The sequence below is a fragment of the Providencia sp. PROV116 genome, from assembly GCF_028482485.1.
Taxonomy (GTDB): Bacteria; Pseudomonadota; Gammaproteobacteria; order Enterobacterales; family Enterobacteriaceae; genus Providencia; species Providencia rettgeri.
This window is the reverse complement of the sequence record NZ_JAMPQO010000010.1, coordinates 199,505-215,274: the sequence shown is the minus strand read 5'-3', so window position 1 is coordinate 215,274 and position 15,770 is coordinate 199,505. Positions and strand designations below refer to the sequence as shown.

General features: G+C 42.6%; 13 protein-coding genes and 1 other RNA gene. 4 read left to right on the top strand and 10 right to left on the bottom strand.

The window, feature by feature from the left end; genetic code table 11:
* Nucleotides 1-94: 94 nt before the first annotated feature.
* The 7 genes from gcvP to PSE72_RS08025 all read right to left on the bottom strand — a co-directional run bounded on the left by gcvP (nt 95) and on the right by PSE72_RS08025 (nt 10,014).
* On the bottom strand, nt 95-2,971 hold the full coding sequence (gene gcvP / locus PSE72_RS08055; protein ID WP_115166891.1) for an aminomethyl-transferring glycine dehydrogenase: 2,877 nt from the start codon (nt 2,969-2,971) through the stop codon (nt 95-97).
* A 429-nt stretch (nt 2,972-3,400) separates the two neighbouring features.
* Nucleotides 3,401-3,793: a glycine cleavage system protein GcvH gene (gcvH, locus tag PSE72_RS08050; RefSeq protein WP_109912918.1), complete on the bottom strand. Its 393-nt coding sequence runs from the start codon at nt 3,791-3,793 to the stop codon at nt 3,401-3,403.
* A 45-nt stretch (nt 3,794-3,838) separates the two neighbouring features.
* Entirely contained in the window at nt 3,839-4,933 is a 1,095-nt protein-coding gene (gene gcvT, locus PSE72_RS08045; RefSeq protein ID WP_217007917.1) for a glycine cleavage system aminomethyltransferase GcvT, read from the bottom strand.
* A gap of 519 nt (nt 4,934-5,452) precedes the next feature.
* Nucleotides 5,453-6,682 carry an FAD-dependent 2-octaprenylphenol hydroxylase gene (gene ubiI, locus PSE72_RS08040; protein WP_115166890.1) on the bottom strand — a complete coding sequence of 410 codons (1,230 nt, stop codon included), beginning with the start codon at nt 6,680-6,682 and terminating at the stop codon, nt 5,453-5,455.
* Nucleotides 6,683-6,708: 26 nt separating this feature from the next.
* Nucleotides 6,709-7,887: a 2-octaprenyl-6-methoxyphenyl hydroxylase gene (ubiH, locus tag PSE72_RS08035; protein ID WP_115166889.1), complete on the bottom strand. Its 1,179-nt coding sequence runs from the start codon at nt 7,885-7,887 to the stop codon at nt 6,709-6,711.
* A gap of 34 nt (nt 7,888-7,921) precedes the next feature.
* Nucleotides 7,922-9,244: a Xaa-Pro aminopeptidase gene (pepP, locus tag PSE72_RS08030; protein ID WP_004913061.1), complete on the bottom strand. Its 1,323-nt coding sequence runs from the start codon at nt 9,242-9,244 to the stop codon at nt 7,922-7,924.
* A 191-nt stretch (nt 9,245-9,435) separates the two neighbouring features.
* Nucleotides 9,436-10,014, bottom strand: coding sequence for a YecA/YgfB family protein (locus PSE72_RS08025; protein WP_004913063.1), 579 nt, complete (start codon nt 10,012-10,014; stop codon nt 9,436-9,438).
* A gap of 139 nt (nt 10,015-10,153) precedes the next feature.
* On the opposite strand from PSE72_RS08025, the gene zapA reads away from it, so the two are divergent.
* The 3 genes from zapA (at nt 10,154) to PSE72_RS08010 (ending at nt 11,489) form a co-directional block, all read left to right on the top strand.
* On the top strand, nt 10,154-10,483 hold the full coding sequence (zapA, locus tag PSE72_RS08020; protein WP_004913067.1) for a cell division protein ZapA: 330 nt from the start codon (nt 10,154-10,156) through the stop codon (nt 10,481-10,483).
* Nucleotides 10,484-10,594: 111 nt separating this feature from the next.
* Nucleotides 10,595-10,776: non-coding RNA, 6S RNA (gene ssrS / locus PSE72_RS08015), on the top strand.
* A 119-nt stretch (nt 10,777-10,895) separates the two neighbouring features.
* A complete protein-coding gene (locus tag PSE72_RS08010; RefSeq protein ID WP_004913070.1) occupies nt 10,896-11,489 on the top strand; it encodes a 5-formyltetrahydrofolate cyclo-ligase in 594 nt (197 codons plus the stop codon).
* A gap of 38 nt (nt 11,490-11,527) precedes the next feature.
* Here the strand turns inward: PSE72_RS08010 and serA are convergent, their stop codons facing one another.
* On the bottom strand, nt 11,528-12,778 hold the full coding sequence (gene serA / locus PSE72_RS08005) for a phosphoglycerate dehydrogenase (RefSeq protein ID WP_004913072.1): 1,251 nt from the start codon (nt 12,776-12,778) through the stop codon (nt 11,528-11,530).
* Nucleotides 12,779-13,222: 444 nt separating this feature from the next.
* Nucleotides 13,223-13,885: a ribose-5-phosphate isomerase RpiA gene (gene rpiA, locus PSE72_RS08000; RefSeq protein WP_004913074.1), complete on the bottom strand. Its 663-nt coding sequence runs from the start codon at nt 13,883-13,885 to the stop codon at nt 13,223-13,225.
* A gap of 203 nt (nt 13,886-14,088) precedes the next feature.
* On the opposite strand from rpiA, the gene PSE72_RS07995 reads away from it, so the two are divergent.
* Nucleotides 14,089-15,000 (top strand): LysR family transcriptional regulator ArgP, encoded by a 912-nt coding sequence (locus PSE72_RS07995; RefSeq protein WP_102137420.1) that lies wholly within the window; start codon nt 14,089-14,091, stop codon nt 14,998-15,000.
* Here the strand turns inward: PSE72_RS07995 and PSE72_RS07990 are convergent.
* Entirely contained in the window at nt 14,997-15,731 is a 735-nt protein-coding gene (locus PSE72_RS07990; protein WP_004913082.1) for an oxidative stress defense protein, read from the bottom strand. The two genes, PSE72_RS07995 and PSE72_RS07990, sit on opposite strands and share 4 nt — an antisense overlap.
* Between the last annotated feature and the right edge of the window lie 39 nt (nt 15,732-15,770).

Genomic DNA, 15,770 nt, shown 5'->3' with positions numbered 1-15,770 from the left:
TATCCATAAATAAAGGCTTGATTTCAGTAAACTATCGAAATCAAGCCTAAAACATATTTAATTCACACTATTTAATGAAAGGTGTGATTTATTCCTACATATAATCTTCAATCGGTACGCACGAACAGTGTAGGTGACGGTCCCCATACACATCATCAAGGCGTTTTACCGCAGGCCAATATTTATTCGCTTTCGTTTGTTCAGTAGGGAATACGGCAAGCTCACGGCTATAACTATGAGGCCACTCCCCTGCTAACTCTGTTTGCACATGAGGCGAATTCACTAATGGGTTATCTTCTAACGTCCATTGGCCTTTCACTACTTGGTCAATTTCATCACGGATAGCTAACATAGCATCAATGAACCGATCAATTTCCGTAATACTTTCAGACTCTGTCGGCTCAATCATTAATGTTCCCGCCACAGGGAAAGACATGGTTGGTGCATGGAAACCATAATCAATCAAACGCTTAGCAATATCCAGTTCACTGATACCCGTGTCTTTTTTAATCGGACGTAAATCGACAATACACTCATGAGCCACATAGCCTTCTTGCCCTGTATATAAAATGTCATAACGACCAGAAAGACGCTTAGCAATATAGTTAGCATTTAAAATGGCAACTTGGCTGGCTTTACGTAAGCCATAAGAGCCCATCATACGAATATACATCCAGCTAATTGGCAAAATTGATGCACTACCAAATGGGGCGGCTGATACCGCACCTTGGTCAGTTAACATTTCTTGCTCAACCACAGAATGCCCCGGTACGAACGGTGCTAAGTGCTTTTTCACACCAATAGGCCCCATACCTGGGCCACCACCGCCATGAGGAATACAGAATGTTTTATGTAAATTTAGGTGAGAAACATCCGCACCAATAAAGCCTGGAGTTGTTAACCCAACCTGAGCATTCATATTTGCGCCATCAAGGTATACTTGGCCGCCATATTGGTGAATAATTTCACACACTTCACGAATACTTTCTTCATATACCCCGTGGGTTGATGGGTAAGTTACCATCACACAAGAAAGAGCTTCGCTATGTTGCTGGGCTTTTTCACGTAAATCAGTTAAGTCGATATTACCTTCATCATCACAACGCACTACCACCACTTCCATACCTGCCATATGCGCAGAAGCTGGATTAGTACCGTGAGCAGAAGCTGGGATCAAACAAATATTTCTCTCCCCTTCATTGCGACTTTCATGGTAACGACGAATAGCTAATAAACCTGCATATTCACCTTGAGCCCCTGAGTTAGGTTGCATACAAACCGCATCATAACCGGTCAATTGTACTAACCAATGAGAAAGCTGTTCTATCATTTGATGATAACCTTGCGCCTGCTCAGGTGGACAAAACGGATGTAGCTCGCCAAATTCAGGCCAGGTAATTGGGATCATTTCCGCAGCCGCATTAAGCTTCATGGTACAAGAACCGAGTGGGATCATAGCTTGGTTTAATGCTAAATCTTTACGCTCTAAGCTATGCATGTAGCGCATCATTTCGGTTTCACTGTGGTAACGATGAAAGTTGGGATGTACTAAAATTTCATCATCACGTCTCATCGTGTTTGGAATTGCTTGTTCTGTCGCGGAAACTGACTGATCTAGTTTTTCAAAATCCAGCTTAGTTTCGACACCGGTGATCACTGCAAACAATTCATTTAAATCTTGGCGGGTCGTGATTTCACTAAAAGTCACACCGACTGCACCACGAATGTCAGTGCGTAAATTCACTTTGGCTTTTTCAGCACGCGCTAGCACTGCTGTTTTGTCTGCGACTTCAATGCAAAGTGTATCAAACCAAGTTTTATGGCGTGATACGAAACCTGCATCTGCTAATGCCTTGGCAAAAATAGAGCTAAAGCGATGAATGCGCTCTGCAATTATTTTCAGCCCTTTTGGTCCATGATAAACCGCATACATGGCTGCAATATTGGCTAACAGCACTTGGGATGTACAAATATTCGAGTTCGCTTTTTCACGGCGAATATGCTGCTCACGGGTTTGCATCGCCATACGTAGTGCAGTATTACCTGCCGCATCACGAGACACACCGATAATACGTCCCGGCATTGCCCGTTTAAATTCGTCACGACACGCAAAAAATGCCGCATGAGGTCCACCATAACCCATGGGAACACCAAAACGTTGCGCTGAACCGAAGACAATATCCGCCCCTTGCTTACCCGGTGCGGTCAGTAATACTAGTGCCATCATATCTGCAGCAACACAGCTGACAATTTTACGCTCTTTTAGCTGAGCAAAGAGCGCGCTGTAGTCATGGACATTACCTGTCGAGCCAACCTGCTGAAGTAACACACCAAAAACACCTTCGTGTTCCAATGCTTTCTCTGCGCTATCCACAATCACTTCAAAACCAAAAGTACCCGCACGCGTGCGAACGACATCTAGCGTTTGCGGATGAACATCATCTGCTACAAAAAAGCGTTCCGCATCTTTCAGTTTGCTGATCCGTTTTGCCATTGCCATAGCTTCAGCCGCAGCAGTGGCTTCATCTAATAACGACGCAGAGGCAAGGTCTAAACCAGTAAGGTCGATAGTTACCTGTTGAAAATTCAATAATGATTCTAAACGACCTTGTGACACCTCCGGTTGGTATGGCGTATAAGCGGTATACCAACCCGGGTTTTCTAATAAATTACGCAAAATAACCGGTGGAAGCACTGCAGGCGCATACCCCATACCAATGTAGCTTTTGTAGCGCTTATTGAGTGACGCTATCGCTTTTAATTCAGCTAAGGCTTCTTGCTCAGTTGCTCCCCCACCCACTCTTGGTGGCTCTGCAAGCAAAATGGCTTTAGGGACAATTTTGTCCATCAAAGCATCTAATGACGTTGCACCCACGGTGTCTAACATGGTTTTTAATTGTTGTTCTGATGAACCAATGTGGCGCGAAATGAATTCTGAACGGTTTTCTAATTGACTCAGTGACATCGACATATCTGTGTTCCCATCCTTTGTCTGCTATGCATAAGTTGTAGGGCGGTTATTACGGAACTTGCGAGATAACGCTTAAAATCAATGATATTGCTGCTTGTTTCTTGTTTCTTGTTTCTTGTTTCTTACTAATTATATTTTATCAATCCTCTAAATAGCTCATCTTATGGCTATCACTAAAAAGTGTTTATTCTAAATAGGTTGCGTTGTGGCTAGGCGGCAAACGTAGACAATCTTGGGGGACATACACAAGTATGTGACCCGAGTTGTTGAGTGCATCCACCCATAAAACAAGCGTATTAATAAATCCTATAAATAGTTCATCTTGTGGCTAGGCGGCAAACGAATAAGACCCTAGGAGCATACATCAGTATGTGACTAGGGCGAATGAGCGAAGCCAACGCCGCCACAAGAAGAAATATGACTAGGATTTTATTCTTCGGCTTCGATCATAGAGGTATAACCCGCCGCATCAATTAAATCCGCCAGCTCTGCGGTATCGGATGCTTTAATGCGGAAAATCCAGCCTTCTTGGTATGGCTGTTCGTTCACAAGTTCTGGCGCATCATTCAGTTCGCCATTAACCGCCACAATTTCGCCACTCAGAGGAGCGTAAATATCGGATGCCGCTTTAACTGACTCGACGACTGCAACGTCATCACCTGCACTTACCACAGTACCTACTTCGGGTAAATCAACAAACACCATGTCACCTAACGTTTCTTGTGCATGTTCGGTGATACCAACCGTAAACTCACCATTACCTTCATCGCGCAGCCACTCATGTTCACGGGTGTACATTAATTCTTTAGGTGTATTGCTCATCATTAGCCTCTCAATTTTTAAATTTATTAATTAGATTCGCCCAAATTACACTAAGCATTTTCCTTCACGGACAAAGCCCGGTTTAACGACTTCAACTGGCATCTCTCTTTGTCTGATTTCAACAATTGCTTTGCCTTGAATTCCGTTCGGGACACGCGCTAACGCAATACTAAAGCCAAGGGTTGGCGAGAAAGAGCCACTGGTTATCACCCCTTCTTGTAGTTTCCCAAGTTCATCAGTAAAGCGGACAACTTGCCCCGCACGCAGTATACCTTTTTCACGCATCACAATACCGACAAGTTTTTCAGTACCTTGTTCGCGTAATTTTTCCAATGCTTCACGGCCAATAAATTGACGATCTTCAGGTTTCCAAGCGATCGTCCAGCCCATATTCGCGGCAAGGGGAGAAATGCTTTCATCCATATCTTGTCCATATAGGTTCATACCGGCTTCAAGGCGTAAGGTATCACGTGCCCCTAAGCCCGCAGGGTGAACTCCAGACTTAAGCAGTTTATGCCAAAATTCAACGACCTGCTCTTTAGGCAGGGCAATTTCATAACCTTTTTCACCAGTATACCCAGTGGTTGCGATGAACAAATCCCCTGCTTGAACACCATAAAATGGTTTCATTCCTTCAATAGCACTGTTTTGTTCCACACTGAGTAATGAATGAACTTTTTCTGGCGCTTGTGGCCCTTGAACAGCCAATAGTGCTAAATCATCGCGAACACGAATTTCAACCGCATAGCCTTTAGCATGCTGCTCAATCCAAGCGAGGTCTTTATCACGTGTTGCTGAGTTGACGACGAGACGATAAAAGTCATCAGCGAGGTAATACACAATCAGGTCATCAATAACACCACCAGAAGCATTCAGCATACCTGTATATAAGGCTTTACCTTGCTCTGTAAGTTTATTGATATCGTTGGCGAGAAGATAACGCAGAAAATCACGACAGCCTTCGCCGTGTAAATCAACAATAGTCATATGGGAAACATCAAACATCCCTGCTTCGGTTCTGACAAAATTATGTTCATTGATCTGTGAACCATAATGCAACGGCATCATCCAACCATGAAAATCGACCATTTTTGCACCGCAGGCTATATGTTCATCATATAGTGTTGTTTGCTTTACCATGAATACCCTCTTTACATTATTAATATGACAGGGTGATTGCGTGGTGAAAATTACCCATCTGCAACAAAATCACGTGATAATTTTAACCCGACGCAAACGATAACTTTTTAAAAACCTACCACTGTTTGCGGTTCTATTCTATAAAAAAAAATAGGGCTACCATTCCTCTGTATTACTGATTGCGCTCTGATTTTGCCAGCGATTTTTGTTAAATAATTGAGAATGATCACTCAAAACCCTTACATTTAGAGTCTAATGGTGCAAAATATCACCAAAACTAGAATTTGAATGATACCTTGATAAATAAAACCCACCACAGCAATATAAATAAAACTAATGCGAAAAATGAATGTAATTAGTTTTTTTCAGTCAGGAAATAAAAGAAGAGCTCTACTACTCATATTAAAACGAGGTCATTAGGATTATTTCTTATACAGAAATCAGTGGTGACCCTATGTGTATTGAGATAAATAAAGAAAAGGCACAATATTTATCAATTGTGCCTTTACAGAAAGGAATTTAGAGAGCGTCTTCAACTTGGAGTTGTTCCAGCCACTTAGGCATATCAAATAGCCCCATCGCATGGTTCAATAATTGCGGTTTAACCCCCGGTAAGCTATCCGCTAGCACTAGCCCAATATCACGCAGCAACTTCTTCGCAGGGTTATTACCATCGAATAATTCACGGAAGCCTTGCATACCAGCTAACATCAACGCTGCACTGTGCTTACGGCTACGCTCATAGTCACGCAAGTATAAATATTGACCAAAGTCTTTGCCTTCACGGTGCAAACGTTTAATTTCACCAATCAGCATAGCGACATCCATAAAACCAAGGTTAACCCCTTGGCCCGCTAATGGATGGATGGTATGAGCTGCATCCCCTAACAACGCTAAACGTTGCGCCGCAAATTGCCTTGCATAGCGTCCAGTTAATGGAATAGTTAATCGATCACTTTCCACTTGGCAAAGACCAAGACGAATATCAAATGCAACTGCCAATTCTTTATTAAAATCAGTAGGTTCTAAAGACTGGCGCCTTGCTGCTTCGGTGGCAGGCTGAGACCAGACAATCGAGCAAAGATGCGGGTCACTTAATGGTAAAAACGCCAAAATACCTTCACCATCAAAAGCTTGGCGAGCAACACCTTCGTGAGGTTTTTCAGTTCGGACCGTAGCAACTAACGCGGTATGTTCATAATCCCAAAAGGTTAATGGAATATCCGCATGACTACGCAACCACGAGTTTGCCCCGTCAGCCCCCACAATTAACCGTGCTGTTAACATGTTTTCATCATCTAACGTAATAAAAACATCATTTTCTCCCCACACTACTTTTTTAATCGTTGCGGGTGCTAATAATGTCACATCGCGAAGCTGCGACGCCTTTTGCCATAGTGCATCACGTACGACTTTATTTTCAACAATATGCCCTAAATGCGTTAAGTTGCGCTCTTGAGCGGTAAAAGTAATACGCCCAAAACTGTCGTTATCCCAAACTTCCATGCCATTATATGCAGAAGCTCGCATTCCTTTAATCGTTGACCAAACACCTAAATGGGACAGTAACTTTTCACTTGCCGCATTAATAGCTGATACCCTTAATGCGTGCGGCTCTGCTACACTAAATGGCAGCTTAGGTGGATGATTCTCAATTACCGCAACACGTAGCCCACTCCCTTCAAGTCCACAAGCGAGTGCTAACCCAACCATACCACCACCGGCGATAACCACATCAAATGATTGCATATTCTTTATTCCTCTTTATTTCGTGGTTATTGGTGTGCAACCCAACCCAATGTTTGGCGAGCCAAAACATCACGAGCTGGCGGTAACATTTCCATTGCCATTAAACCTAAGTTACGCCCGACAATAAGCGGTAAACAGCGATTCTCAAATAAACGAACCAAACCGTCGGTTATCGTAACCGTTTTGTCTCTATCTAACGCCCGAGCTTGCTGGTATTGGCTTAGGAGTGAATAACGTCCAATATCTTGCCCCTTCGCGTCTGCATTTACCACCATGTGAGCCAATTGCATCACATCACGGATACCTAAATTAAAACCTTGCCCCGCAATAGGATGCAAAGTCTGAGCGGCATTTCCAACTAACACAACTCGATGACTGACTGGGTTAAGTGCTTTACGCAATACCAGTGGATAGCAATGGCGCTTACCTGCCATGACGATTTCACCTAACCGCCAGCCAAACGCTTGCTGTAATTTATCCATAAATGTCGCATCATCCCAAGCCCTGATGGTGTCTGCTTGCTCTTGTTGATGACACCAAACCAATGAACTACGGCCTTGTGACATCGGCAATAGTGCTAATGGGCCAAATTCAGTAAAACGTTCAAAAGCTTGGCCCTGCGGGTCAATGGCGGTTTTCACATTCGCGATAATAGCCACTTGCCCATAGTCATCCTGTTGCCATTGCATATGGCAGGCTTTACCTATCGCGGAATGGCTACCATCCGCAGCAATCAGTAATTCCCCGGTTACCTTATCGCCATTATCCAAGGTGACCGTAACGATATCTTGTTCACGATGAACATTTTCTACTTTTGCAGGGCAATAAAGGGTAACTCCAGGGGCTTTACGTAACAACGAAAACAGGCGGGCGCCAGCTTCGTGCAATTCAATGACATTGCCTAGAGCGTCGATATGATAATCATCGGCAGCAATGTTTACAAAACCAGCATGGCCTCTATCAGACACATGGACGTGATTAATGGGGGTCACACAATCTGCTAAAGCAGGCCAGACACCTATTTTTGCTAACGATTGGCAAGTACCGTGGGCTAACGCAATCGCACGTGCGTCGAACCCGGGATGTTTACCATCTGGCAAAGCTGCCTCGATTAATGAAACCGATAATTTTCCTTGGCTAAGGGATGATATCGCCAGTGCTAATGTTGCACCCGCCATACCGCCCCCCACGATGATCACATTCATGCGTTGTTTATTACCTTTCTATGATGACTGACATCTACCCTAAATTGTGCGTTGCTGCTGCCATTAGGGCTTCAATTTCATCAGGGTCTTTCACGACTAAGTCTGTTAAGTTTTCATTTCCGTTTTCGGTGATCACAATATCATCTTCGATACGTACACCAATTCCGCGATATTGCGGTGGCACATCGGCATCTGGAGCAATATACAAACCAGGCTCGACAGTTAATACCATTCCAACTTCAAGCACACGATCCCGGTCTGTACCGTAAAAACCTACGTCATGTACATCTAACCCTAACCAATGACTTAAACCATGCATAAAGAATGGCTGATATGCTTTGTTTTCGATCAATTGATCCACATCGCCTTGTAAAATTCCAAGTGCAACGAGGCCTTCAGTTTTGATACGAACAATTTCACGAGTCACCTCATGGATGCTGGTTCCCGGACGATATAGCTCTAACGCGGTATTTAATGCTTTGAGGACGATATCGTAAATTTCACGTTGTGCTTGGCTAAATTTACCATTAACTGGGAAAGTACGTGTGATATCCCCTGCATAACCTTCAAACTCTGCACCCGCATCAATTAAGACTAATTCGCCATCCTTCATTAGGCTCTCATTTTCGGTGTAATGCAAAATACAGGCATTTTCACCACTGCCCACAATGGAGTTGTACGAAGGAAAACGTGCACCATGGCGAGTAAATTCGTGCTCTAACTCACCACAAAGTTGATATTCATACATATTAGGTCGGCAAGTTTCCATGGCTCTGACGTGTGCTAGAGCAGAAATTCGCCCAGCCATACGCAGGGCGTTAATTTCTTCTTCCGACTTAAATAAGCGCATTTCATGGACAATCGGCCGCCAATCTACCAATGTTTGTGGTGCTCGTAAGTTACGACGGCTGCCTTTACGTAAAATATCTAAGGCATCAAATAGCAATTTATCGGCATAGGCAAACTCACCCTGAGCATGATAAACCACGTCGAGGCCATTTAATAATTGATAAAGCTGCTCTTCTATTTCATTGAAAGGTAACGCTTTATCAATACCTAACTTCTCAGGAGCAGCATCTTGCCCAAGGCGACGACCAAACCAAATCTCAGCAGTTAAATCACGAACACGGTTAAAAAGAACAGTATGGCTATGTTTTTCATCGCTCTTAATCAGGACTAATACAGCTTCAGGCTCACTAAACCCCGTCAAATAAAGGAAATCACTGTGTTGACGGTACGGGTATTCGCAATCCGCATTACGCTGCGCAGGAGGCGCTGAAAAAATAATTGCTGCACTGCCTGATTGCATTTGAGCCAATAATGCATTGCGACGAGAAATAAATTCCTGTTTATTCATACCATTTTTGCCTTATTATCAGAATAATTAGATTGCTGAATATATTGCTTGTGTTTAACCAATCACATACAACATACACTGGCGAAATGACTTAAAATAGGATACATCCCGTTTTCAAGCACTTAATTTTATCAGTAATAAATTATTCATCGACAAAGTTAAGTGGCTTTGAAAACGCACATTAATAGAAATTAATGAAGAACGGGCTTATCATTTTCCACTGCCGTCGGGCCTTTAGTTGGCTCAATCAATGCAATGTAACATAATTGTACCGCCACCCTGACATACTCAATCACTTCTTCTAGCGCTTGCTCAAGTTCTTCTTGGTCTTCGTCTTCATCATAACCAAGCATACCAATATTGCGTAAATCGGTGATAACTTCGCTTATCTCTTTTTTATCAGCCAATTTCGGTTGTGTAACTCCAAGCCCTAATAAAAAGTGATTAACCCAACCAGCCAGTGCATCAGCATGGTCAAAAACAGAAGCGTCTTCGTCAGGGAATAGCATGGCAAATGCAAACTCGCTGTCATCAAGTGCTTCAAATGTGGTATCAAAAAGTTCTCGCAGTGGCTGTGCAACAGTTTGAGGGAAAGCTAAACCGTCGTTAGCAAGGTCATGGACTAACGTTTGCCAGCTATGGTCACGGCCCCCACCGCAGATCAACCCGGTTATTAGACCATGGATTTCCGCAGCAGTAAGTGCGATTGAGTGCTGTTGCAGGAGTTTGTCCAGTGATTCATAGTTTGGTAAAGATTTTTGTATAGACATCTGAATTCGTCATGTTAGCTTATGATTCGTGATATGCTACCATCAAGGGTAGCCGCTAGACCAGTATGCTTTTGTCTTATCTATTAATTGCGCCAAATATGATGTATTTACGGCGAGTATTATTCAGTATGGAGGTATCATGTCCGCACAACCTGTCGACATCCAGATTTTCGGGCGCTCAATGCGAGTCAACTGCCCATCAGAACAAAAAGAAGCCCTTCTTGAGTCGGCTAAAGAATTAGAACAACGCTTGCAAAATCTGAAAGATAGAAGCGGTGTCACCAATATGGAACAGCTTATTTTTATCGTAGCATTGAACGTCTGTCACGAATTAGCACAAGAAAAGACAAAAACGCGTGATTATGCTTATAATATGGAAGAGAAAATAAAAATGTTGCAGCACACAATTGAACAAGCGTTGCACGATCAGGTGAAAATTACTGAGAGGCAGGTATTGCCCCTAGAGTAAATCTGCTTATTAATCAGACACTAGTAGAAAAAAATATACAAAATTAAGGTTGCATTTTAAATCTAGTTTCGTACAATGAAATCACTGAGTAACGATAAGTTCTCAAACCAAATTTCTCTGAGATGCGCGTGAGTGGGCGAGTCCCCTGAGCCGATATTTCAACTAAATAGAATGTGGTTATGGCGCTGGTGAGCATGCCTGATTCGCTCAGGAAGCCTAAAGGTTGCTAAACTGCGTTCACCTTGAACCAAGGGTTCAAGGGTTACAGCCTACAACGGCATCTTGGAGACCCTCAATTAAGTTTCTGCTTATTTTTCATTTGTTTTCTACATAGCCGTTCATCTTACGATATACTCTAAGTAATATAATTACTGGATTAACTGTTTTTATCGTATTTATAACAGGTTATCACATGCAAGATTCTCTCTCGACACAACGCCAGCTGGTACGTCAAACTATCCGTCAGGCACGCCGCCAACTAAGCCTTGAACAACAACAAAGTGCCGCTGAGCAAGTCATGCATAACGCATTACACCACCCGAAAATTGTACAAGCCAATAATATTGCTCTGTTTCTTTCTTTTGATGGGGAAATTAACACAAAGCCGCTTATTCATGCACTTTGGGCTCAAGGTAAGCAAGTGTACCTTCCTGTTTTACATCCTTTTAGTCGTCACCATTTGCTGTTTCTTCACTATCGTCCAGATAGCCAACTTGTTAAAAACCGATTTCATATTGATGAGCCACCACTTGATGTCAGAGATGTGTTACCACTCGAAAAACTGGATATCATGCTTATCCCATTAGTGGCATTTGATACTCAAGGGCAACGGTTAGGTATGGGAGGTGGGTTCTATGATAGAACTCTAGCAAATTGGCAACAAACCGGTTTTTATCCAATTGGCCTTGCCCATAATTGCCAGCAAGTAGAAAAGCTCCCTATCGCACACTGGGATATTCCTTTACCCGAAATTATTACGCCGCAAAAAATATGGCGCTGGTCATAAATATCCGCGCCATTATTTCACTCAATTTTTAGCGTAGTTTAGAACAATAAACGCGCACGGATGGTGCCTGGCAAGTCTTTTAATTTCTGAAGCGCTTCATCTGTTTGGTTTGGCGTTTGCATTAATACGTCAATAACCACATAACCTACGTTACCTGATGTACGTAAATACTGGCCGACAACGTTAATGTTATTTTCCGTGAATACTTGGTTGATGCTATTCAAAATACCTGGGCGGTTTTCATGAATATGCAAGAAACGGTTTGTATCCTCAGTATGCACTGGCAGAGAAACTTCAGGGAAATTAACCGCAGATAAGGTTGAACCATTATCTGAGTATTTCGCCAACTTACTTGCCACTTCCAGCCCAATATTTTCTTGAGCTTCTTCAGTCGAGCCCCCAATATGCGGGGTTAAAATCACATTGTCGAACTTAATTAATTCAGAGATAAATGGGTCATTAGGGTCATTATTTGCAGCAGGCTCGCTTGGGAAGACATCCACCGCTGCACCGGATAAATGCTTGCTTTCTAACGCTTCAGCCAGTGAAGGAATATCAACCACCGTTCCGCGTGATGCGTTAATGAAAATAGAACCAGGTTTCATACGATCAAATTGTTCTTTAGCAAACATATTTTTCGTACTTGGTGTTTCAGGTACATGTAAGCTAACAACATCGCTCATATTCAGCAGTTCAGTTAAAGAACGAACTTGTGTTGCGTTACCTAAAGGTAGTTTGTTTTCAATATCATAAAAGAAAACATTCATACCGATACCTTCAGCTAAGATCCCTAGCTGAGTACCGATGTGACCATATCCAACAATACCAAGACGCTTACCACGTGCTTCAAAACAGCCTTTAGCTTGTTTTTCCCAAATACCACGGTGTGCTTGCATATTGGCTTCAGGAATGCGACGCAGTAAAAGTAATAACTGGCCTAATACCATTTCTGCAACAGAACGTGTATTCGAAAATGGTGCGTTAAAAACAGGAATACCGCGCTTTGCAGCGGCATCTAAATCAACTTGATTGGTGCCGATACAAAAGCAACCTACTGCAACGAGTTTTTCTGCTGCAGCGAAAATTTCTTCAGTAAGATGAGTACGGGAACGGATACCTACAAAACGTGCATCTTTAATCGCTTCTTTTAATTCTTCGTCGGATAACGCACTTTTGTGATATTCAATATTGGTGTAGCCCGCGGCTTTTAAGTTATCAACCGCACTTTGGTGCACACCTTCTAGCAGTAAAAATTTAATTTTGTCTTTTTGCAAAGATACTTTAACCATTTCCCTACCCTATCGTGAACGTACTTAAGATTTATAACAGATGAACATATGTGTTTGCCTAACATAGCTCAAGAGAGATGACATCTATCTACCTTGAGCTATGAGCGTATACCAACATAGCAAAAAATAGCGCAGTAGCAATACAACCGTTTGCTTAATGGGTACTAAAAAGCGCGAAGAAAAAGAAGTTAAATGGTAGAAAATCAGGGGCGGTAACACAAAATAAGGATTTTTCCTGCACAATGCCTATTTGTGTGAGATATATCACCAAAATAGCTCGATATTAAAAAAAATAAAATAAATTTCAAATTGATGATATTTATAAAACTGGTTAATTAATTTAGCGTCTATCTGTTCATAAACTAATTGCAAAATATCAGTAAAACAAAAAAGCCAGCGGGTATAATGCCACTGGCTTAATAGAATAATTGAATACGATATAGATTATAACTTGATGGTTTTAACACCTTCGTTTGCAGTTCCCATCAAAACGACGTCAGCCCCACGATTCGCGAACAACCCAACAGTCACGACCCCCGCAATTCCGTTAATGGTATTTTCGAGTGCCACAGGGTCAACAATATTTAAATTATGGACATCTAAAATGACATTACCGTTATCTGTAATTACATTTTGACGGTACTCTGGCGTGCCACCCAGTTTAACCAATTCACGTGCCACATAGCTACGTGCCATTGGGATCACTTCAACAGGCAGTGGGAATTTACCCAACACATCAACTAATTTAGATTCGTCAACGATACAGACAAAGGTTTTTGCAATCGCAGAAACAATTTTTTCACGTGTTAAAGCGGCACCACCGCCTTTGATCATATTCATGTGGTGGTCAACCTCATCAGCGCCATCAACATAAACATCTAATGAATCGACTTCATTACAATCAAATACCGTAATACCCAATGATTTTAATTTTTGAGTTGATGCTTCTGAACTTGATACTGCGCCTTCTATTTGACCTTTCATTGTTGCTAATGCATCAATGAAGTGTGAAGCCGTTGAACCCGTTCCAACACCAACGATAGTGCCCGGTTTTACGTAATCAAGTGCTGCCCAACCTACCGCTTTTTTTAATTCGTCCTGAGTCATGCTCATGCCTTTTAAGATTTAATTGAGTCGTGATTAAGGTTATTAATAACTAGTATATACCGGACACCCAATAAGTTGCAGCCTTGTTCGTTGTATTTGTGTCATGGTTATTGGGATTTACGCCACAACAATAATATTTTTAAGTGTTGCGTGTAAAAATATGGCATAGTGCTTGATAGAATAACAACAAGGAGATCTTTTTGATGAAGCGCCCTGACTATCGCGCATTACAAGCACTGGATGCCGTTATCCGTGAACGCGGCTTTGAGCGCGCAGCTCAAAAGCTCTGCATCACGCAATCTGCTGTTTCACAACGCATAAAGCAGTTAGAAAATCTGTTTGGGCAGCCATTACTTGTGCGTACCGTTCCGCCACACCCAACTGAACAAGGGCAAAAATTACTAGCACTGCTTCATCAAGTCGAATTATTAGAAGAGCAATGGTTAGGTGATGAAAATAGTGGCTCCACCCCGTTGTTACTTTCACTTGCCGTCAACGCCGACAGCTTGGCAACTTGGTTTCTTCCAGCCCTAAACCCTGTATTAGGCAATAGCCCTATCCGGTTAAATATTCAGGTTGAAGATGAAACACGAACCCAAGAACGTTTAAGACGCGGTGAAGTGGTAGGCGCTATCAGTATTCAACCTCAAGCATTACCTGGTTGCTTAGTCGATAAACTTGGCGCACTGGACTATATTTTTGTCGCATCACCCGGCTTTGCGGCAAAATATTTTCCCGATGGCGTTACTCGCTCTTCGTTATTAAAAGCACCTGCGGTTGCTTTCGACCATTTAGATGATATGCACCAAGCCTTTGTTCAACAAAACTTTGGCTTGTCGCCGGGTAGTGTCCCATGCCATATCGTGAACTCCTCGGAGGCCTTTGTACAGTTAGCGAAGCAAGGTTCGACCTGCTGTATGATCCCACATTTGCAGATAGCCAGTGAATTGGCAAATGGTGAATTGGTTGATTTAACTCCAGGGCTATGCCAACGACGCATGCTTTACTGGCACCGCTTCGCACCTGAAAGCCGCACAATGAAAAATGTGACTGACGCCCTATTAAAAACTGGGCGCCAGATGTTAAAACAAGAAGATGAACCAGCAAAAAGCTAACGTTTTAATTCAAATACCACATCGACTTGGTCATTAAAATCAATACTCTGTTGTTCATAGGTTTCATCAATCTTGAGGTCTTGAGCAACAGAGGCTTTCATTGCCCCGCCGTAATTTCTTGCAGCGATTGGATATGGCACCGCCGCTGGCGCATTATAGTTAATGCTATACACTGGGCCTAACTGGACATTAAAGCCTTTCGCTAAGATATTGGCTTGTTCTGTCGCATTTTTAATCGCTTGAGACCGTGCTTCATCACGATACTGTTGCGGGTTAGCCACACCAAACTGTACTGAATTTATTTCATTGAGACCCGCAGCTAAAGCGCCGTCTAACAAGACATTAAGTTGGTCCAATTTCTTCACTTTCACTTCAACAGAACGTGTTGCCGTGTAGCCTTCGATAGTAGATTTTTGTTTCACACTGCTGTAATCATATTTAGGTTGAGTTCGGACATTTGCTGCGTTAATATCTTGTTTTTCAATACCATTTTTCTTAAGAAACTCAAAATACTCCGCAACTCGCTTATCGACCCCAGCTTTTGCCGCTGCTGCATCTTTTGCAGTAACTTCCACAAGAATATTCAGCGTCGCCATGTCTGGAGCTGCCTTCACGATTGCATTACCCGAAGTAGTAATGTGTGGACCATTCGGTAACGGGTCAGCCAATGATATGGTCGGAACCGTAGCACCTGCTACCATCGCAGCTAAAACTAAAGATTTTAATTTCACAGAACCTCCCAAGACAATTATTTATCGCTAAAAAAGGGA